At 35.1% G+C, this 20,511-nt stretch carries 19 protein-coding genes and 1 tRNA gene; all 20 read right to left on the bottom strand.

The annotated features are described in order from the left end of the window. Positions 1 to 896, bottom strand: an 896-nt coding sequence (locus tag A9G25_RS06280; RefSeq protein ID WP_141675022.1) for a hypothetical protein, incomplete at its 3' end; no start/stop codon positions are given. A gap of 52 nt (positions 897 to 948) precedes the next feature. Next, complete coding sequence (locus A9G25_RS06275; RefSeq protein WP_065626226.1) at positions 949 to 1,902, bottom strand: hypothetical protein; 954 nt, start codon at positions 1,900 to 1,902, stop codon at positions 949 to 951. 52 nt (positions 1,903 to 1,954) lie between these two features. After that, on the bottom strand, positions 1,955 to 2,908 hold the full coding sequence (locus A9G25_RS06270) for a hypothetical protein (RefSeq protein WP_065626225.1): 954 nt from the start codon (positions 2,906 to 2,908) through the stop codon (positions 1,955 to 1,957). A gap of 603 nt (positions 2,909 to 3,511) precedes the next feature. Next, a tRNA-Asn gene (locus tag A9G25_RS06265) sits at positions 3,512 to 3,587 on the bottom strand. A gap of 94 nt (positions 3,588 to 3,681) precedes the next feature. After that, positions 3,682 to 4,260: a YiiX/YebB-like N1pC/P60 family cysteine hydrolase gene (locus A9G25_RS06260; protein WP_065626224.1), complete on the bottom strand. Its 579-nt coding sequence runs from the start codon at positions 4,258 to 4,260 to the stop codon at positions 3,682 to 3,684. Further along, positions 4,247 to 4,831 (bottom strand): biotin transporter BioY, encoded by a 585-nt coding sequence (locus A9G25_RS06255; protein WP_065626223.1) that lies wholly within the window; start codon positions 4,829 to 4,831, stop codon positions 4,247 to 4,249. Before A9G25_RS06255 ends, A9G25_RS06260 begins: the two co-directional genes overlap by 14 nt. Before the next feature lie 160 nt (positions 4,832 to 4,991). Then, complete coding sequence (locus A9G25_RS06250; protein ID WP_065626222.1) at positions 4,992 to 5,624, bottom strand: MBL fold metallo-hydrolase; 633 nt, start codon at positions 5,622 to 5,624, stop codon at positions 4,992 to 4,994. 4 nt (positions 5,625 to 5,628) lie between these two features. After that, complete coding sequence (locus A9G25_RS06245; protein ID WP_065626221.1) at positions 5,629 to 7,032, bottom strand: DHA2 family efflux MFS transporter permease subunit; 1,404 nt, start codon at positions 7,030 to 7,032, stop codon at positions 5,629 to 5,631. 121 nt (positions 7,033 to 7,153) lie between these two features. Continuing rightward, complete coding sequence (panS, locus tag A9G25_RS06240) at positions 7,154 to 8,125, bottom strand: ketopantoate/pantoate/pantothenate transporter PanS (protein WP_065626220.1); 972 nt, start codon at positions 8,123 to 8,125, stop codon at positions 7,154 to 7,156. A 62-nt stretch (positions 8,126 to 8,187) separates the two neighbouring features. Further along, entirely contained in the window at positions 8,188 to 8,967 is a 780-nt protein-coding gene (locus A9G25_RS06235) for a TatD family hydrolase (protein WP_065626219.1), read from the bottom strand. Positions 8,968 to 8,975: 8 nt separating this feature from the next. Continuing rightward, positions 8,976 to 12,185: an exodeoxyribonuclease V subunit gamma gene (gene recC, locus A9G25_RS06230; protein ID WP_065626218.1), complete on the bottom strand. Its 3,210-nt coding sequence runs from the start codon at positions 12,183 to 12,185 to the stop codon at positions 8,976 to 8,978. 305 nt (positions 12,186 to 12,490) lie between these two features. Beyond that, positions 12,491 to 12,916 carry a F0F1 ATP synthase subunit epsilon gene (locus A9G25_RS06225; RefSeq protein ID WP_065626228.1) on the bottom strand — a complete coding sequence of 142 codons (426 nt, stop codon included), beginning with the start codon at positions 12,914 to 12,916 and terminating at the stop codon, positions 12,491 to 12,493. A 41-nt stretch (positions 12,917 to 12,957) separates the two neighbouring features. After that, positions 12,958 to 14,340, bottom strand: coding sequence for a F0F1 ATP synthase subunit beta (gene atpD / locus A9G25_RS06220; RefSeq protein WP_034911215.1), 1,383 nt, complete (start codon positions 14,338 to 14,340; stop codon positions 12,958 to 12,960). A 47-nt stretch (positions 14,341 to 14,387) separates the two neighbouring features. Next, complete coding sequence (atpG, locus tag A9G25_RS06215) at positions 14,388 to 15,257, bottom strand: F0F1 ATP synthase subunit gamma (protein WP_065626217.1); 870 nt, start codon at positions 15,255 to 15,257, stop codon at positions 14,388 to 14,390. Between the two features lie 14 nt (positions 15,258 to 15,271). Next, positions 15,272 to 16,813: a F0F1 ATP synthase subunit alpha gene (gene atpA / locus A9G25_RS06210; RefSeq protein WP_065626216.1), complete on the bottom strand. Its 1,542-nt coding sequence runs from the start codon at positions 16,811 to 16,813 to the stop codon at positions 15,272 to 15,274. 11 nt (positions 16,814 to 16,824) lie between these two features. Continuing rightward, complete coding sequence (atpH, locus tag A9G25_RS06205) at positions 16,825 to 17,358, bottom strand: F0F1 ATP synthase subunit delta (RefSeq protein ID WP_065606085.1); 534 nt, start codon at positions 17,356 to 17,358, stop codon at positions 16,825 to 16,827. A gap of 13 nt (positions 17,359 to 17,371) precedes the next feature. Continuing rightward, a complete protein-coding gene (gene atpF / locus A9G25_RS06200) occupies positions 17,372 to 17,842 on the bottom strand; it encodes a F0F1 ATP synthase subunit B (protein WP_065626215.1) in 471 nt (156 codons plus the stop codon). A gap of 24 nt (positions 17,843 to 17,866) precedes the next feature. Continuing rightward, positions 17,867 to 18,094 (bottom strand): F0F1 ATP synthase subunit C, encoded by a 228-nt coding sequence (gene atpE, locus A9G25_RS06195; protein ID WP_411588181.1) that lies wholly within the window; start codon positions 18,092 to 18,094, stop codon positions 17,867 to 17,869. Between the two features lie 36 nt (positions 18,095 to 18,130). After that, positions 18,131 to 18,913 (bottom strand): F0F1 ATP synthase subunit A, encoded by a 783-nt coding sequence (gene atpB, locus A9G25_RS06190; RefSeq protein WP_065626214.1) that lies wholly within the window; start codon positions 18,911 to 18,913, stop codon positions 18,131 to 18,133. Positions 18,914 to 19,171: 258 nt separating this feature from the next. Beyond that, positions 19,172 to 20,503 (bottom strand): phosphoglucosamine mutase, encoded by a 1,332-nt coding sequence (gene glmM / locus A9G25_RS06185; protein WP_065626213.1) that lies wholly within the window; start codon positions 20,501 to 20,503, stop codon positions 19,172 to 19,174. Between the last annotated feature and the right edge of the window lie 8 nt (positions 20,504 to 20,511).

The following is a 20,511-nucleotide window of genomic DNA, read 5'->3' as shown; positions in this document are numbered from 1 at the left end:
TCGTCTAAATCTTTTTCAAAATCAAAGATTTCTTCCGGCTCCCAACGTTTAGTTTTAATCACTTTGCCATCTTTATTTAATATTTGATTTTCTACACGGTTTGAATCGTCATGACGAATTACATGATTGGTTTTGATTCCTTTTCCATCAAAATAATCATCAATTTCATAGATATCATCTTGTCTAATATAAGACTCAATCAAATAACGTCCTGTTTTGATATTTTTTTTAATCGCTTTAGTCATGAGTCCCGTATTTTCATTAAACTCAATTTCAGAGGTATAAATAATATTATGATTATTATCGTATTTTTCTATATTAAACTGCTTTATATTATTATTTGGCCAGTAATCATAGGTATAATGACTAATTAATGCTAAAGGTCTTTTTTGAATACTGACTACAATGCCGTGTTTTTTTTCAACTCTCAAATAACAAGGTAACTCAAATACCTCTTCAAATGAAGCTTGCTGATGTAATTGCTTATGTTCATCTAGCGTATAAAAATAGATACCATCCTCTAGTGATTGAAAAGAGTCTGTTGGATACATTATTTCAATAATATTTCGCTTACGTTGCCATACATCATTATATTGATAGTTTTTATTTAATTTCACCTGTGCAATACTTTGAATCCCCTCTCTATACATTCTTGGTTTGGTTTCTAGACCAACAAGTGATGAAAATAAATTTTTTTCAGGGTAACTGTCTTCATTATCAAGGAAAAGCATAAAATCATGTTGAAAATAAATTTTACCTGGAACGATATTTTGTTGTTTTAATTTGTTGATTATTTGTATTTTTTTGTCTTTGTTTTTTGCTTCAGCGAAAGTGGGTTGGCTGTTTGATACCCAAGCAAAAAAACAGATTAGGGAAATTGTTATTATCTTTTTCATATTGTTTTGGTTTTTTCTAAATAGTCAGTAAGGTACATTAATTTAATTAGGCTTACAAATCAAAAATATCGCATCGCTTATGGCATTTGAATTTATTGTACGGATAAGGCTCGTCTAAATCTTTTTCAAAATCAAAGATTTCTTCCGGCTCCCAACGTTTAGTTTTAATCACTTTGCCATCTTTATTTAATATTTGATTTTCTACACGGTTTGAATCGTCATTACGAATTACATGATTGGTTTTAATTCCTTGGTTATCAAAATAATCATCAATTCTATAAAGATCGATTTCTCTAATATAAGTCTCAATTACAGAACGTCCTGTTTTACTATTCTTTTTAGTCGTTTTGGTCATTAATCCCGTATCTTGATCAAAAAACGTTTCGGAAGTATAGATAATATTATGATTATTATCATACATTTTTAAATTAAGCTGCTTTATATTATTATTTGGCCAGTAATCATAGGTATAGTGAGTAATTGCAGCTAACGGTCTTTTTTGAATACTGACGACAATGCCTTGTTTTTTTTCAACCCGCAAATAACAAGGCAATTCAAACACGTCTTCAAATGAAGCTTGCTGATGTAATTGCTTTTGCTCATCTAGCGTATAAAAATAGATACCATCCTCTAGTGATTGGAAAGAGTCGGTTGGATACATTATTTCAATAATATTTCGCTCTCGCTGGAATATATCGCTATATTGATAATTTTTATTTAGTTTTACCTGAGAAATATTCTGAATTGCCATTTCATACATATCAGGGTGATTTTCTAAACCTCTTACTGAGGAGAATAACTCTTCTTCTGGATAACTATCCTCTCTATCAAGAAAGAGTGTAAAATCATATTGAAAATAGACTTTTTCTGGCACTATGCCTTGTGCTTTTAATTTTTTTGTTATTTGTATTTGTTGGACTTTGTTTTTTGCTTCAGCAAAAGCGGATTGGTTGTTTGATATCCAAGTAAAAAAACAGATTAGGGAAATTGTTATTATCTTTTTCATATTGTTTTGGTTTTTTCTAAATAGTCAGTAAGGTACATTAATTTAATTAGGCTTACAAATCAAAAATGTCGCATCGCTTATGGCATTTGAATTTATTGTACGGATAAGGCTCGTCTAAATCTTTTTCAAAATCAAAGATTTCTTCCGGCTCCCAACGTTTAGTTTTAATCACTTTCCCATCTTTATTTAATATTTGATTTTCTACACGGTTTGAATCGTCATGACGAATTACATGATTGGTTTTAATTCCTTTTCCATCAAAATAATCATCAATTCTATAAAGATCAATTTCTCTAATATAAGTCTCAATTACAGAACGTCCTGTTTTACTATTCCTTTTAGTCGTTTTGGTCATTAATCCCGTATCTTGATCAAAAAACGTTTCGGCAGTATAGGTAATATTATGATTATTATCGTATTTTTCTATATTAAGCTGTTTTATATTATTATTTGGCCAATAGTCATAGGTATAATGACTAATTAATGCTAAGCATCTTTTTTGGATACTGACTACAATGCCCTGTTTTTTTTCAACCCGCAAATAACAAGGCAATTCAAATACTTCTTCAAAAGAAGCTTGCTGATGTAATTGTTTATGTTCATCTAACGTATAAAAATAAACCCCATCTTCTAGTGATTGAAAAGAGTCAGTCGGATATAATATATCAATAATATTTCGCTTCCGCTGCCATATATCACTATATTGGTAGTTTTCGTTCAATTTAACTTTTGCAATACTTTGAATCCCCTCTCTATACATTCTCGATTTGGTCTCTAAAACAACAACTGATGAAAATAAATCCTTTTCAGGAAAGCTATATTTGCTCTTTATAGAAAACCTAAAATCATGCTGGAAATAAACTTTACCCGGCACAATGCCTTGTGCTTTTAATTTTTTTGTTATTTGTATCTGTTGATTGTTAGTTTTAGCTTCAACAGAAACAGATTGGACACTAAAATTCCAAAAACAAAAACAAATCATATATATTTTAAATTTATTCTTCATTTTGTAACTACTTTCTAAAATTAGTTGCGTTAACCCAATACCTCAAACTTCTCATTAAAAAGTAGTGCCTTAAACTTAGCAAGAACAAATAATAGTTAAATTTTCATTAATACTTATTTATCTAAAAATTTGTTGAAAGTTAGTCAAATAAATTCATCTGAATAAAAGGTTAACTTATCATAAAGTTAAGGATCATTTTAATAATGAACTGTAATTCGGTGTTTTTCTACACACATTGACATGATTTAAGCCAATTATTAGCTAAATCTTACAATATTGGGGTCGATTAATTGACCGTGATTTTTAATCTTTTTGTTCTTAAATTTTCCAAATTTCAAAGTAAAATTTTGAAATGAAGATATATTGTAAATATAGACTTTGATAGAAGTTGGTTATCTTAACATTTTTGATGAAATATTATTTAATAAATATGCAGTTAAAAGAAGAAATTATTATTTTTAATAATAATTTATAAGGCTATTTAACTAAATAGGATTGGATGTGAAAATAACTCAAGGAAAAGAAATTTCCTATTTTATACTGCTGATCAATTTTTCAAACAGTTTAGCTTTAACAACTGTTTTTACTGCTATAGCATAAGATTGGCTCCTCCAACAGGACTTGAACCTGTGACATACGGATTAACAGTCCGCCGTTCTACCGACTGAACTATGGAGGAACCGAAATGTAGCGCACATATTATAGATTTAATGGCGCTATGTCAATAGTTAAATTATTTTAAATGTTTTTTTGTGTAAAATTTCCTCCTTTTATTACCATTCAAGTGTTAGGATTGTTTTGAATAAATGGCGTTGTCTAAGTAATTGCTGTGGGTGCGATCCTAGTTCATGTTGTGGAATAATCTGATTTAGATCGCGATAATAATCAATCCAATAAGATAAAATCTCATTTGTCGCTAAATCTTTAAAATTCATTGGATATAATGCGAAATAATTATTACCTTGCTCAGTTTTAAAGGCATAAGTAATTAGTTCACTGCAATAAAACCCATCTGCATAGGGATGAAAGCTGTGATTGTAAGGTGAACCCAAGCATTTCTTTACCCGTCTTAATGCATTTTGAATAACAACTAAATCATGGATTCTACCAATGATATTGTGCTTAGCTGCACACACAAAATCAGTCAACGATTGTTCAATCACGCCATATTTTTGTGTTGCTTCAATAACGATATTATTTCCAACATATAAACCAACATGATTAATACTTTTAGTTATTTCATCTATGTGAGGTACTGCACCCGAGAGACTTACAGCACCATTAAAAGCATTATTTTTTTTTAGGCTTTGAAAAATAATATCGCCACATTGGATATTATTAATTTTTAGCACGATAGCGCCATAGCGAAAACATTACACAAGTTGCAATAATAAATTTAAGTGCATCAACACCAACAAATGGTAAATAACCCACTTTTAAAGCATCAATAAGTGTAATGTTTAAATAGCCCATTAAATAGACGACACCAAATACAAATAACAATTGATGTGCACAAGCGAATGCAATTAAGCCTAAAATAAAGTGACGATCATACCCTTTTTCTGCTGCAAAACCTGCTAAATAGGCGCTAAATACATAACCATACAAGTAACCCGAAGAAGGCGATGCTAGTGCCATAATCCCTCCGCTACCATTAGCGAATAGAGGTAGTCCCATGGCGCCTAAAAAAAGGTATTGGATTATTGCTAATGCGCCTAGTTTACGACCTAAAAAAGCACCAATTAACAATACCGCCAATGATTGTAATGTAAATGGAACAGGGTAAGTAGGAATGCTAATATTAGCGGCTAATCCTAAAAATAATGCTGCACTGGTAGTGACCAATAATTTACGTTGCCAAGAAGATAAATTTACCAGTGTCGTGATAAATGTTGGATAATACGAAGTCAGTTGTTGTTTCATTATTTTCTACCTTTTATATAAATAGTAGAACTATAATAGCGCAATTGTTTCAATTGTAAACTTTTTTATTAAAAATTGATTTACAATTGAAAGTGAAAAATAGGATGTTTTTTATCACACTCTAAAATAAAGAGTGTGATAATTAAAAACGATGTGTTACTTAAACTAAGTAAGGATTACTAACTCGTTCATGACCAAAACTTGACATAGGCCCGTGACCCGGCACAAAAATAAAGTCATCCCCAAGTGGTAATAATTTATTAGTAATTGATGAAATTAAATCGGTATGGTTGCCTCGTGGAAAATCAGTTCTTCCTATACTACCTTTAAATAATACATCGCCGACAAAAGCCAGTTTATCCAAATGGTTAATAAAAACAATATGTCCCGGAGTATGCCCAGGGCAAAAAAATACATCAAGGGTAATATGACCTACTTGAATCTTGTCACCTTCTTTTAACCAGCGATCAGGCAAAAAGCTATCAGTATAAGGAAAACCGAATTGTGCACTTTGTTGCGGTAAATTTGTTAACAAAAATTTGTCTTCTTGGTTTGGTCCAATAATCTCCACATCATAATGTTTAGCTAATTTAGTTGCAGCACCAACATGATCCAAATGTCCATGGGTTAATAAAATCTGCTTAATATTAATGCCTAGCTTTTCAACCGCTTTTATAAGCAGTTCGGGTTCACCTCCGGAATCAATAAATGCACCTTCCATGGTTTGATCGCACCAAATTATGCTACAATTTTCTTGGAAAGCTGTAACTGGGATGATTTGGTACTGAAACATAGATTTATCTCCTTATTTCTTGCTGATGATTGGTTAGATTTTGCCCGTCTTCTTTTTTTAATTGTGCAAAAATAATGCTTGATAAAACGGTAATCATACCGAGTATAACAAATGTTAACTGAAATGCGTGAATAGTACCTGTTGTGGTGCTAATTAAGCGTAATAAAACAGCACCCAATCCGGTACCAAAACTAATTGCTAATTGTTGATTTACTGCCATCAAGCTATTGCCACTACTTGTATTGTCTTTTTCTAGGTTAGCTAAGGTTATGCTATTCATGGCAGTATATTGCATGGAGTTGATACCACCAATACAAAATAGCAATAAACTGATAAGAATAAGTGGTGTCGATAAATTTAACACGGACATTAAAATAATCATTATTCCTGCTAAAATTGTATTAGCAACTAGTACGAAACGGTAACCTAAACGCGCTAAAATACGCGGAATAAAGATTCGAGTACAAATTGAAGCAATGGCCATTGGTACAAGCATAATACCAGTAAAAATAGCTGAATAACCAAACCCCACTTGTAATAATAGTGGAATAAGAAAAGGAACTCCTGATATACCTAATCGGCAAATTAAATTTCCGATAATTCCTATTTTAAACGTATGGATTTTAAATAGCGATGGAGGGAATAATGGGCTCTGTTTCTTTTTTGCATATTCACGATAAATAAATAAAAAAAGTAGACTAATTATCGCAAGTAGTAATGGACAATAATATGTCTGATTTTGGTTCAAAATCTCGACACTTAATGTGGCGCTAATAAAGCTAACAACAATAAATATAAAGCCTAATAAATCAAAAGGTATGTGTTGACCTTTTAAGTTAGGCATGTATTTCCAACTAATTATTATACCTAAAATACCAATGGGTAAATTAATAAAAAACACCCAGTGCCAACTTGCCATATCAACCAGATATCCCCCAAAAACTGGTCCTAATACGGGGCCAATTAACCCAGGAATCGTGGCAGTATTTAAAGCAGCTAAAAAATCACTACGCTTAAAAGATTTTATCAATACTAAACGTGATATAGGTACCATCATGGAGCCACCAATACCTTGGGTAATTCGTGATATATCTAAAAAAATTAATGAATTAGATAAAGAACAAAGTAACGACCCCAGTGTGAATAGTGAAACGGCCATAACAAAAATATTTCTAGTGCCAAATTTATCTGATAAAAAACCACTAATAGGAATAAATAATGCAAGAGTCAGAGCATAACTTATTACTGCTGATTGCATATTTAATGGGGACTCATTAAGATCGTTAGCCATAGTGGGGAGTGCTGTGTTTAATATCGAGGTATCAAGTGATTGCATAAAGAATGCAAATGCCGCAATCCACGGTAATATACGATATACAAAGGGTGGTAACTGTAATTCGCTATTCATTTTAATTTGGCCTAAAATTAATTTAAATGCTAGGTGAGCGGTTAAGTATAAGCTCTGAAAATTAAGCTCTCTTACTTAGCATTGATTAAAAAAGAGAGCAGATGAATGGTATTTTACAATATTATTTGTTAATGATTGGATTTTTTTTATTTTTTACTGGTTTGCCTTGCCAATAGCCAGCCAGTAATGAGCCTGAAATATTGTGCCAAACTGAAAATACTGCAGCAGGCAGAGCCGATAAAGCCGAAAAGTAGGTGGTGCCTAAAGTAGCTGCAAGGGCAGAATTTTGCATTCCTACTTCAAGTGACATGGTTCTGCAGGTTGATTCATCAAAACCAAATAAACGTCCTCCCCAGTAACCACCAAGCAATCCTAACGCATTATGAATCACAACTGCAAAAATAACAGTGCAACCCACTTGACCAATTTGAGTATGACTACCTGCTACTACAATACAAATAATTAATAAAATACAAATCATTGATAAAAGTGGTAAAAATTGCTCACATTTTTTTACAATAGCATTTAAGAAATGGTGAACAATTAACCCCAATATAATCGGTATTAATACAATTTGTACAATATGCACAAGCATTCCCAAAACAGGGACTTCAACTGTTGTTCCAACCAATAGCAGTGTTATCGACGGTGTTACAACTACCCCGATAAGTGTTGAAACTGATGAAATTGTAACAGATAATGCAACATCACCTTTGGCAAGATAAATCATCACATTTGATGCCGTTCCACTGGCAACACTTCCAACTAACACCATGCCAACCAATAGTTCTGGTCTCATTGTAAACAGTTTTGCTAAAATTAGAGCAGTTAACGGCATAACAATATAATGTAGTAAAGTACAAATTACTACCGCTTTAGGTTTGGTGACTATACGTTTAAAATCATCAATACTTAATGTAACTCCCATGGTGAACATCACAAACATGAGTAATTGTGATGTATGGGGGCGTATAGGTGTAAGAGTATCAGGAGAAAAATAGGCCATAACTGCACACAAAACTGCCCACAAAGGAAATAATCGGGTGAGGAAGGAAATAGATCGAACAAATAGTTGATTCAATTGTCTAGCCATATAAACCTACTGTCGGTTTACTAAAAATAACTCCATAATAATAAAGTTATTTTAGTCGCTTGTTAAATTTTTATTCTATTGATTCCACTAAATAGCGTCAAGGTATTTATTAAAATCGTGTTAAGCATGTGATCTGGTGATTCAGTGCGTAATTGTGTCAAAATTTTAAAAATCTCAGCGATATATTCAGGACGATTGACTTGACCTTGACGACCACTTAATGGCATGTCGGGAGCATCAGTTTCAAGCACTAGGCTGTCAAGCGGTAATTGAGCAATTGTATTGCGAGTTTTATTTGCACGTTCATAACTAATTACGCCACCTACACCAATATAATAACCCAACTTAACAAATTGCATGGCTTGTTGATAGCTACCTGAAAAACCATGTATTACACCGCGACAAGGTAAATTGGCGCGGTGTAATTCGTGGTACATAATATCGTGCGCTTTGCGTGAATGTATCAAAACGGGGAGATCAAACTGTTTGGCAATTGTTAATTGTGACCTAAAAAATAATAATTGTTGTTGCCAATCGACACTTAGATCATAGCGATCGAGCCCGATTTCACCAATGGCAACTAATTTTTTAGGCTTTGTTTTAACAATATTGGTTAATAGTTCTAAATCAGCCATAGTATGTTGATAGATAGGATGCAACCCCAAAGCGGCATAAAGTTCATGGTATTTATTCGTAAGTTGTAAAACAGCATCAAAATAGTTAGCACTAACTGCGGGTATAATTAACCCAACAATATTCGCTTGGCGAATCTTATTTATTGAATCAGCAAGAAAATCACTAAAAGGTGGAAAATCAAAATGACAATGTGTATCAATAAACATAATGCCTCTTATTCTGCCGTTGTTTGATGTAATAAAATTGGCAATAAAAATCGCTCAGCAGTAAATATAATTTGTTCAATCAGTGTATCGGTTAACTCAGGATAAAGACGAGTATAATAACTGTCACACTCGGCGGATTGGTTAAATCCGCCTTGCCATGAATTTAAAAGTTGATTGATAGCTTTATCGCTAGCGATAATCTTACCTGTTTTTTTGTCGTAAGCTGCAATTAACCAATTCCATGAGCTTTTTAATGGCATTAATAATGGTTTATTGATTCCCTGTAAATAGCCTTCAACTAAATCAGTTAATATGGCTAAGGCCTGATCTGTATTTAAATGCGAAAATCGCCATTCATTATCTTCTCGACCATACATACGACTTTGATTCTGAATTTTATTGGGATTTAAAATGCAATAAACCAGATGATCAATCCACAATGAAATACCATCGCGAATCGAAAGCTTTGATGGTCGCCATGTCAATATACCATCATCTTGAATGTGAGTTAGCCAACCTTGTAATTGGTAATGTTGATCATTGGATGAAATGGTTAAATTAACTTCTTGCGTTGTCATGACTAAACGTTCTTGATCAATTTTATTGGCTAAAGGTTGCAATGATTTAAATTGATTATCATAAATAATTTCACCAAATGCACCATCTGGTAAGTCACCTGTTAACGCTAATCGTTGATAGAAATCATCTGGTTGTTGCGATTTATTAGCAATTAATTCATTTAAAATCTGTAAGTTTAATTGATAGCGCTTTAAGCTATCAAGATTAAAGTTTTCGGCATCAGGTAAGGTATCATCCAGATAATTATCATAAAAATTAAAACGCTTCTGTAAAAATAGCTTGATAGAGTGATGATAAAATCGTTTTAATTCATCAAGATTAATATTATCTACACTAATAATAGGTATTTCACTAATAAATAACTGACTTTTACCTTGTTGCAATGCCGCAGGTAACCACTCATCGGCATAGCTTTTTGGTTTTTGTAAAAAATTTTGGGGATTAAACGGTGTGCGTGTATGGTTTACACGTAAAAAATCCGAGTTATTCGCAGTAATATCTGCATTATTTTCAGGTTTACAATAATATTGGTCAATATATTCCCAAAGCTCATCAACAAGTATAGAAGGGTAACGTTCACTATTATCTTTTATGTCGTGGCCAATATAACTGATATACAGCTGTTTTTGTGCAGATAAAATTGCTTCTAAAAAAAGGTAACGGTCATCTGTGCGACGGCTGCGATCGCCTCGTCTTGGATGCTGTGCGATTAAATCAAAGTCAAGTGGAAGAGACGTTCTTGGATAATCACCGTCATTCATACCAAGTAAACAAACCACTTTAAATGGAATAGAACGCATTGGCATCATGGTACAAAAGTTTATCTTACCAACTAAAAAACGATGCGCTAAATGATTTTGCTCTAAGCGTGATTGCATAGCATCATGCAAAATAGTGATAGAAATATTATCTGTATAACTAGCCGATAAACCGCTATTAATCAATTCTTGCCATTCTTCTTCGATCATCAATAAAATGGATTCACGTTGAACATTACTTACAAAAAAATCATTAATTAATTCAAGGCAACAAGGTTGCCAATTAATTAGCGGTTTTTCTTCATTTAAGATAGCAAACCACTTACTTACAACTTTAATAAATTCAGCTAATTGACCTATTAATTCGGCATCTAAACCTGTTGCACTATCACAAGGTAATATTTGTTGCCAACCGCCTTGTTCACTGTTCATCGTGTAACCAAGTAATAACCGCTCAAGCCCAAATAACCAACTATGTGCACTATCAAGTCCAAAACGAATACCTGACTCAACAATCCAAGTTCGCAACAGCACTAACTGCGATTCACTAATCGCAAATTTTTCTGAAATTGCTGGTATCTCTAATAAATTAAACAGTTCTGCAGCAGTAAATCGACTTTGTGGAAAATTTAAAATAGAGAAAAAACCTTGAACGATCGGATCGATATTTCGTGCTTTTTGATCTGAAATGGTAAAAGGTAAATAGCGCTTTTCAATAGCATTACCAAAAACGGATCGAATATAAGGAACATACTTATCAATATCCGACACCATCACAATGCAATCGCGCAACTCCAGCGTAGGATCTGCGTCAAAAACCGATAGCAGGTAGTCATACAATACCTCAACTTCACGTTGTTCACTATGGCAGACATGAAACGAAATTGACTTATCGATTACGGTAAAAGTTTTATTGTCAAAATTGGTTTGATACAGTTCTAAAATATCTTGCTGAATGGCATGTAACAGACAAGAACGCTCCTGATCGACAAACGCTTCAATATCTTGCTTATTATTAAATTCTTGTAACAAAAATAGATTATCACGCCCGAGTTTTCCCCATGAGGTTAAAAGAGGATTGGGTATTTTATCGGGTGTATTTAATATATCTGACAACTGTTTTTCAGCAATATCGCCCCAATACCATTTACACGGGTTATTAAACATTAAATGGACATCAATATGTTGTCCAAGAGCTGAAAGTAGCGAAAGATAAATAGGAGGAAGAGAAGTAATACCAAAAATAAAAATACGGTTAGGTAACGAATCTAAACGTGAACGTTCAAAGTTATTATCTAATAACATTTCAAGCATTTGTTGATAAATATTAGCGCGATGATAAGGTTGACTAATTGATATTAGTTTTCGCCACAACTCCGCTTGCCACGTTTCATCAGAATGATGATTCAATTCGGCAACAGACTGGTTTGCCTCCCATTTTGCTAGCCAATCTGGACGGTAAACTAAATATTGGTCAAATAATCGCGCAATACGCGTTGCAAGCTGATATCGTTTTTTATCTTGCTTATCAATATCGAGATAATGTTTAAGCGCGCTAAATTCAGGTTGTTTAATAACTTGGGGCAACAAATAATACAAACGCCAACTCATTGATTCAACATTAAAGCTATTTTCAATTGGCGCTTCTGGTAACAAGACTTGATAAAGTTGCCAAATAAACTGAGTTGGAAAAAGAAAATCAACATTAGCCACGATACCAAGTTCATTCGCTAACGCTATTTGCAACCATTGTGCCATGCCTTGACTTTGTACCATAACAACATCAGGTGTAAATACATCCTCTAATGGTTGCCTATGCATTAATTCGCTCACGAGTGACTTAAGTAGATCGACTTGATTTGAATGGTAAATGGTAAACATAATCACATTAATGTTGATAAGATTTATTAAGATTATCGCTGATAGCTGTCAATAAATCTAGTCAGTGTGATGTTTTACCCATTAAATAAAACTAGTGAGAAACAAAATGTTATTTTGAAAGATTACTTGTTTCTTGTAAAAAAGTTTCAGGAAAACATATGTTTCAGTATAAATTTGTAAGTATATTATCCTAAAAAAGTTATTGAAGGAAAGAGCGCCCCCTAAATTTAAAAGTGTTCAAATTAAAGAAGGCTACTTGTAATACCAAATAGCCTTTTGTGTATGATAGAAAATCAAAAAGCAAATTATTGACCCATGCGGCGAGTCAATTCAATAACGCGAATTTTTGCCAAAGCTTTTGATAATTCAGCAGATGCTTGTGCAAATGACATATCATCGCTTGGGTGATTAATATGTTCTTGTGCTTGTCTTACTGCTTCTTGTGCTCTTGCTTCATCTAAATCTTCACCACGAATTGCGGTATCTGCCAAGATAGTTACGATGTTAGGTTGTACTTCTAAGATGCCACCAGATAGATAGATAAACTCTTCTTCACCATCCGCTTTCACAATGCCGACCATGCCTGGTTTTATGGTTGTGAGTAAAGGGGTATGACCAGGATAAATCCCAAGTTCACCTTCTTTACCTGTGACTCTGATTCGCTGAACATCACCCGAAAACAGGTGAGATTCAGCACTAACAACTTCTAATTTATAGGAAGTTAGTGCCATAATACGATCTCCATTAATACGATCTTCGTTCAATGAATCTCTTAGAGAGATTTTGCCTTCTCAATCGCTTCATCAATTGAACCAACCATATAGAATGCTTGTTCAGGAATATGGTCATAATCACCATTCATGATTCCTTTAAATGCACTGATCGTATCTTTTAAAGGTACATATTTTCCTGGTGAACCAGTAAATACTTCTGCAACAAAGAATGGTTGAGATAAGAAGCGCTGAATTTTACGTGCACGAGCAACGATCAATTTATCATCTTCAGATAACTCATCCATACCAAGAATAGCAATAATATCTTTTAATTCTTGATAACGTTGTAGAATTGACTGAACACCACGGGCACAATCATAGTGCTCTTGCCCAACAACTAAAGGATCTAATTGACGACTAGTTGAATCTAATGGATCCACTGCCGGATAGATACCTAAAGAAGCAATTTGTCGACTTAATACGATTGTCGCATCTAAGTGAGCAAAGGTTGTTGCTGGTGATGGGTCAGTCAAGTCATCTGCTGGAACATACACCGCTTGGATTGAAGTAATCGAACCAGTCTTAGTTGAAGTAATACGTTCTTGTAGTAGCCCCATTTCTTCAGCTAATGTTGGTTGATAACCTACTGCCGATGGCATACGACCTAATAACGCAGATACTTCAGTACCGGCTAAGGTATAACGATAAATATTATCGATGAATAATAAAACATCTTTACCTTCGTCACGGAATTTTTCAGCCATAGTTAAACCAGTTAACGCAACACGTAAACGGTTTCCTGGTGGCTCATTCATTTGGCCGTAAACTAATGATACTTTATCAAGTACGTTTGATTCTTTCATTTCGTGGTAAAAGTCATTACCTTCACGAGTACGTTCGCCCACACCAGTAAACACTGAGTAACCTGAGTGTTCAATAGCGATATTACGGATCAACTCCATCATGTTAACGGTTTTACCTACACCAGCACCACCAAACAGACCAACTTTACCACCTTTAGCAAATGGACAAATTAAGTCGATAACTTTAATACCTGTTTCAAGTAATTCAGTTGAGTTTGCAAGTTCTTCATAGGTTGGGGCTGCACGGTGAATCGCCCAACGTTCTTCTTCACCAATTGGACCCGCTTTATCAACAGGATCACCAAGTACGTTCATAATACGACCTAGTGTTTTTGTACCAACAGGCACTTCAATGCCGTGACCAGTGTTTACTACGTCAAGTCCACGTCTTAAACCATCAGATGAACCCATTGCGATACAACATACAACGCCACCACCTAATTGTTGCTGAACTTCCAGAACTAATTTTTCTGTGCCTGTTTCCACTTCTAATGCATCATATACCTTTGGTACTGCATCTTCTGGGAATTCGACATCAACCACCGCACCGATGATCTGGACAATCTTTCCAGTAGCCATTTTTAATCCTCTACGTCTTTTTCTTAACTATAAGCCAATATTTAGCACTAACCTGAAACAGCGGCTGCACCGGATACAATATCAATTAATTCATTTGTGATAGCACCTTGACGTGCTTTATTATACACAATTTGTAATTCATTAATTAGGTTTGCACCGTTATCCGTTGCCGCTTTCATGGCCACCATTCTTGCTGCTTGTTCACTCGCTAAATTATCAACCACAGCTTGATAGACTTGTGATTCAATATAGCGACGTAAAATCACATCTAATAGTGATTTAGCATCAGGCTCATAAATATAATCCCATGGTGAAGCTTTAAGTTTTTTATCTTCTGATGGCGGTAAAGGTAATAATTGCTGAATTGTTGGTTTTTGTGACATCGTATTAATAAATTTATTAGTAACAATATATAATTTATCAATTTTACCGTTGTCATATGCCTCAAGCATTGTTTTTACCGGCCCAATTAAATCGGATAAATTTGGTTCATCACCCAAATTAGTGACTTGGGTTAAGATGTTTGCTTTTACTGATGAGAAAAACGAAACACCACGCGAACCAATTAAAGCAACATCAGCTTCAACACCCTTTTCCTGCCATGCTGACATGTCAGCAATAACAGTTTTAAAAAGATTGATATTTAATCCACCACATAAACCACGGTCGGTTGAAATGATAAGATAGCCAACTCGTTTTACATCTCTTTCTTCTAAATAAGGATGTTTGGCGCCTATCTGAGCTAACGCTAAATGTCCAATTACTTCACGAATCATTTCAGCATAGGGTCGACTAGCAGCCATTCTATCTTGCGTTTTACGCATTTTAGAATTAGCAACCATTTCCATCGCTTTAGTGATTTTTTGCGTACTTTGGATACTGGCAATTTTTGTTCTAATCTCTTTTGCATTAGCCATTTTTTACCTCATCCTTACCATGTTTGAGTTGATTTAAAGCTTTCAAGTAATTCTTTTAGCTTAGTTTCAATCTCATCATTGTAATTACCTGTTTCATCAATTGATTTGACAAAATCGGCATATTGACTATGGGCATAAGCAAGTAGCGCTGTTTCAAATGGTAATACTTTAGCTAATTCTACATCTTCAAGATAACCACGCTCAGCGGCGTAAAGTACTATTGATTGTTCAGCAACAGTCATTGGTGAGTATTGCTTTTGTTTTAACAATTCTGTTACTTTTTCACCGTGACTTAATTGGTTTCTTGTTGCTTCATCTAAGTCTGATGCAAATTGAGAGAACGCAGCTAATTCACGATACTGTGCAAGCGCAGTACGAATACCACCTGATAATTTTTTCATTATCTTAGTTTGTGCAGCACCACCCACACGTGAAACCGAAATACCAGGGTTAACCGCAGGGCGGATACCTGAGTTAAATAGGCTAGTTTCAAGGAAAATCTGACCATCAGTAATCGAAATTACGTTAGTTGGTACGAATGCTGAAACGTCACCAGCCTGAGTTTCAATAATTGGTAATGCTGTTAATGAGCCTGTTTTTCCTTTAATTTCGCCTTTCGTGTACTCTTCAACATAGGCTTCGTTGACTCGCGCTGCGCGTTCAAGTAAACGAGAATGAAGATAAAATACATCACCAGGATAAGCTTCACGTCCAGGCGGACGACGAAGTAATAACGAAATTTGACGGTAAGCAACAGCCTGTTTAGATAAATCATCATAAACAATTAATGCATCTTGACCACGATCGCGGAAGTATTCACCCATTGCACAACCAGCATATGGCGCTAAGTATTGTAACGCAGCTGATTCAGACGCTGATGCCACGACCACAATAGTGTTTTTAAGTGCACCATGTTCTTCAAGTTTACGTACAACATTGGCAATAGTTGATTGTTTTTGACCAATGGCAACATAAATACATTTTACACCTGAGTTACGTTGGTTGATGATTGCATCGACAGCAAGTGCTGTTTTACCTGTTTGACGGTCACCGATGATAAGTTCACGTTGACCTCGTCCAATTGGAATCATTGAGTCAACGGCTTTATAACCAGTTTGTAATGCTTGGTCAACGGATTTACGATCGATAACACCGGGTGCAACGACTTCTATTGGTGAAAAACCGTTATGTTGAAGTGAGCCTTTACCATCAATTGGTTCACCTAGTGTGTTAATAACGCGACCTAATAAACCTTCACCAACTGGTACTTGTAAAATACGTCCAGTACATTGTACTTTCATACCTTCAGACAAGTCTTCGTATGGTCCCATGACTACCGCACCGACGGAGTCTCTTTCAAGGTTTAATGCCATTGCATATCGGCCCCCTGGTAATGCGATCATTTCGCCTTGCATTACATCAGTTAATCCGTGGATTCGAAGGATACCATCACTTACAGATATGATAGTTCCTTCATTGTGAGCATCACTCACAATATTGAACTGAGCTATCCGCTCTTTAATTAGTTCACTTATTTCAGTTGAATTTAGCTGCATTATCAGTCCCCTTAAGACTGTAGAGCGTTATTTAAACGATTTAAACGCCCTCTGATACTACTATCAATAACCATATCGCCCGTACGAATAATAAAACCAGAAATGAGCGATTTATCTATATGACATTTTAGTTTTACTTTTCGTGATAAACGTTTTTCGACAGCGACAGAAATTTTATTAAGTTGCTCATTAGTTAGTTCACTGGCAGAAATTACATCAACATCTGCTTGTGATTCTCTATCTAAACAATATTGTTCAAACAAGGTTAACACTTCAGGAAGAAGTGATAATCGCTTGTTTTCAGCCATAATCTTAATAAAATTAGTGCTAAACTCATCTAACACATCTTTACAGATATTGATGAGTAAATTAGCCACCGAATCAGTTTTCATATCAGATGTTAAAACACTTCTTATTTGAGTATCTTTACTCACTTCAGATGTTAGCACTAACATTTTATGCCATGATTCGATGCTGTTATTTTCTACCGCAAATTCGAAAGCGGCTTTAGCATAAGGGCGAGCAATCGTAATTAAGTCAGCCATTGCTCTATTCTCCTTATAGTTCAGCTACGAGTTTATCAATGATGTCGCTATTTGCGGCTTCATTAACAGAACGTTCAATAATTTTTTCTGCACCAGCAATAGCGAGTGTAGCGACTTGCTGTTTGAGCTCTTCTCTTGCTCGTTTGCGTTCAGCCTCTACTTCGGCAAGTCCTTGAGCAACAATTCGTTCTTTTTCGCGAGAAGCTTCTTGCTTTGCTTCTTCAAGAATGACTGCTTTGCGTTTATTTGCTTGCTCAATAATTGCATTAGCCTCAACCTTAGCCTGTTGCATTATGTCAGATGTATTTGCTTTGGCTAATTCCAAATCTTTTTTTGCTGTTTCTGCTGAAGCAAGTCCTTCGGCGATCTCTTTTTGGCGTTTTTCAATTGCGCCAATAACAGGAGGCCAAACAAACTTCATACAGAACCAAACAAACAATACAAATGTAATTGCTTGGCCGAGGAGAGTTGCGTTCATATTCATGACACGATTCCTCTTAAATTTTTATTAACCTGCAACAGCAAAAATAACATAAAGTGCAATACCTACACAGATCATTGGGATTGCATCAACTAAACCCATAACGATAAAGAATTGAGTACGTAACATAGGCATTAATTCTGGTTGACGAGCAGCACCTTCTAAAAATTTACCGCCTAATAAACCAATACCAACTGCACCACCAATTGCAGCTAATCCCATCATAATGCCTGCGGCTACAAATAACATTTCCATTATATACTCCAGTTTATTAACAAAAAAATATTAAAATTAATGATCTTCCGTTGCCGACGCCATAGCTAAGTAGACGATCGTCAACACCATAAAAATAAAAGCTTGTAACGTAATTATTAAAATATGGAAAATGGCCCATGGTAACGATAATACCCACTGTGACCACCAAGGTAATAATGCAGCAATTAGGATGAAGATAAGTTCACCTGCATACATATTTCCGAAAAGTCGAAGCCCTAAAGAAACCGGTTTCGCTAATAGGCTAACTAATTCAAGTACTAAATTAATAGGTGCAAACGCCCAGTGATTAAATGGATGCAAGGTATATTCTTTAACAAATCCTGAAATTCCTTTGTACTTGATTGAATAAATGATGATAAGTGCAAACACACCTAAAGACATTGACATAGTAATGCTAACATCTGCGGTTGGTACTACTCTTAAATGTGATACACCTAGATACTGCCCTGCATAAGGTAGAAAATCAACAGGGATAAGATCCATTAAATTCATTAAGAAAACCCAAATAAACACCGTTAATGCTAACGGCGCAATGAGTTTATTTTGACCAGTAAACATGTCCTTAACAGTATTATTGACAAATTCGAAAATCATTTCTACCGCACATTGCAGTTTACTTGGGACGCCACTGGTGGCTTTTTGGGCAACACGATGAAATACCCATAGAAAGATAACACCAAGCAGAATCGAAAAGAACAACGAGTCAAGATTTAAGGTCCAAAAACCAGAACCTACTTGTAAGTTCTCAAGATGGTGCTTGATATAAGCTTGTGGTGAAGCTGGAGAGGAAACTGACATATAACCCTCTTAACCTATTTTTAAAAAATAAAAAATATTGCTCATGTTTTCATTTGAAAGATATAAGCAATTGCTGTAATAATCTGAAGTTACTATTTTAAACCTAATTGCCTATAACAAGTCAACCTTTGATTAACAAAATTAAAATTTTAGACACTTTTTACTAATTTTGCGTAAATGCACGCAACTTCTCTCACTATTTTAACCTCAATACAGCTCAATTAATGGCTTAATTAATGGGTATAAATGACGCTAATTTTAGGTTTTAACTGCTACAGCAATAGCTTCGGCCAAATTTTGCACTTCTGTTTCGTTTTTTCCTTCCACCATGACACGAATTAATGGTTCGGTTCCTGATTTACGAATCAACACTCGACCGTGATGACCAAGTTGTTTTTCTGCTTGCTCAATCGCCGATTTTACTGTAGTGCTATTTAGTGGATCATGCTCACCCGAAAATCTAACATTAATCAACACTTGTGGTAACATTGTCATACCGCTACATAAATCAGCTAATGACATGTCATTGCGTACCATTGCGGCTAGTACTTGTAGGCCAGCAACGATACCATCTCCTGTTGTCGTTTTATCTAATAATAAAACGTGCCCCGAATTTTCAGCGCCTAAGCGCCAATCTTTTTCGACCAGTTTTTCAAGCACATAACGATCTCCAACTTTGGCACGGACAAAAGGAATACCAAGCTTTTTAAGTGCTATCTCAAGCCCCATATTGCTCATTAATGTACCGACAACGCCACCTTTTAGTTGACCTTGTCTTAATGCTTCGCGTGCAATGATATAGATAATTAAATCACCATCAACTTTGCGACCTTCATGATCAACCATGATGATGCGATCGCCATCACCATCTAATGCAAAGCCTAGATTGGCTTTTTCGTCAATAACTCGTTTAGCAAGCGATTTTATATCAGTTGCGCCACAGTTTTCATTGATGTTAACACCATCTGGTTCACACCCCATTTTTATTACTTGAGCGCCAAGTTCTCGTAATACTTTTGGTGCTATGTGATAGGTGGCACCATTAGCGCAATCGACAACAATTTTAAGTCTAGCCAAACTTAAATCATGGTCAAATGTACTTTTACAAAATTCGATATAACGGCCTGCAGCATCGGTAATACGGCTTGCTCGCCCCAGTTGTTTGGATTCAACGCAATCGATCTCTTTTTCAAGTTCGGCTTCAATTTCTAATTCGATTGTATCATCAAGCTTTTTCCCTTCAGTTGAAAAGAATTTAATACCATTATCATAAAAAGGATTGTGCGAAGCAGAAATAACAACGCCGGCATCGGCACGAAAAGTGCGGGTTAAATAGGCAATAGCTGGGGTTGGCATTGGTCCTGTAAACGCAGCGGCAACACCAGCAGAAGCAAATCCCGCTTCTAGTGCTGATTCAAGCATATAGCCTGAAATGCGGGTATCTTTACCGATTAATACTTTTTTAACGCCATCTTTGGCTAGCACTCGCCCAGCAGCCCAGCCTAATTTAAGCGCAAAATCTGGTGTAATAGGATACTGGCCAACTTTACCGCGAATCCCATCTGTACCAAAATATTTTCGATTAGACATGATATTCC

This window comes from Gilliamella sp. Bif1-4 (assembly GCF_001690535.1).
Taxonomy (GTDB): Bacteria; Pseudomonadota; Gammaproteobacteria; order Enterobacterales; family Orbaceae; genus Gilliamella; species Gilliamella bombi.
Note: the sequence above shows the minus strand (reverse complement) of the source record. Positions and strands in the feature narration are given on the sequence as shown.

What these genes read in the sequence shown, in the direction of transcription:
- A9G25_RS06275 (WP_065626226.1), bottom strand. Translation starts at nt 1,902, where the DNA reads ATGAAAAAGATAATAACAATTTCCCTAATCTGTTTTTTTACTTGGATA.
- A9G25_RS06270 (WP_065626225.1), bottom strand. Translation starts at nt 2,908, where the DNA reads ATGAAGAATAAATTTAAAATATATATGATTTGTTTTTGTTTTTGGAAT.
- A9G25_RS06255 (WP_065626223.1), bottom strand. Translation starts at nt 4,831, where the DNA reads ATGAAACAACAACTGACTTCGTATTATCCAACATTTATCACGACACTG.
- A9G25_RS06250 (WP_065626222.1), bottom strand. Translation starts at nt 5,624, where the DNA reads ATGTTTCAGTACCAAATCATCCCAGTTACAGCTTTCCAAGAAAATTGT.
- A9G25_RS06245 (WP_065626221.1), bottom strand. Translation starts at nt 7,032, where the DNA reads ATGAATAGCGAATTACAGTTACCACCCTTTGTATATCGTATATTACCG.
- panS (WP_065626220.1), bottom strand. Translation starts at nt 8,125, where the DNA reads ATGGCTAGACAATTGAATCAACTATTTGTTCGATCTATTTCCTTCCTC.
- A9G25_RS06235 (WP_065626219.1), bottom strand. Translation starts at nt 8,967, where the DNA reads ATGTTTATTGATACACATTGTCATTTTGATTTTCCACCTTTTAGTGAT.
- recC (WP_065626218.1), bottom strand. Translation starts at nt 12,185, where the DNA reads ATGTTTACCATTTACCATTCAAATCAAGTCGATCTACTTAAGTCACTC.
- A9G25_RS06225 (WP_065626228.1), bottom strand. Translation starts at nt 12,916, where the DNA reads ATGGCACTAACTTCCTATAAATTAGAAGTTGTTAGTGCTGAATCTCAC.
- atpD (WP_034911215.1), bottom strand. Translation starts at nt 14,340, where the DNA reads ATGGCTACTGGAAAGATTGTCCAGATCATCGGTGCGGTGGTTGATGTC.
- atpG (WP_065626217.1), bottom strand. Translation starts at nt 15,257, where the DNA reads ATGGCTAATGCAAAAGAGATTAGAACAAAAATTGCCAGTATCCAAAGT.
- atpA (WP_065626216.1), bottom strand. Translation starts at nt 16,813, where the DNA reads ATGCAGCTAAATTCAACTGAAATAAGTGAACTAATTAAAGAGCGGATA.
- atpH (WP_065606085.1), bottom strand. Translation starts at nt 17,358, where the DNA reads ATGGCTGACTTAATTACGATTGCTCGCCCTTATGCTAAAGCCGCTTTC.
- atpF (WP_065626215.1), bottom strand. Translation starts at nt 17,842, where the DNA reads ATGAATATGAACGCAACTCTCCTCGGCCAAGCAATTACATTTGTATTG.
- atpE (WP_411588181.1), bottom strand. Translation starts at nt 18,094, where the DNA reads ATGGAAATGTTATTTGTAGCCGCAGGCATTATGATGGGATTAGCTGCA.
- atpB (WP_065626214.1), bottom strand. Translation starts at nt 18,913, where the DNA reads ATGTCAGTTTCCTCTCCAGCTTCACCACAAGCTTATATCAAGCACCAT.
- glmM (WP_065626213.1), bottom strand. Translation starts at nt 20,503, where the DNA reads ATGTCTAATCGAAAATATTTTGGTACAGATGGGATTCGCGGTAAAGTT.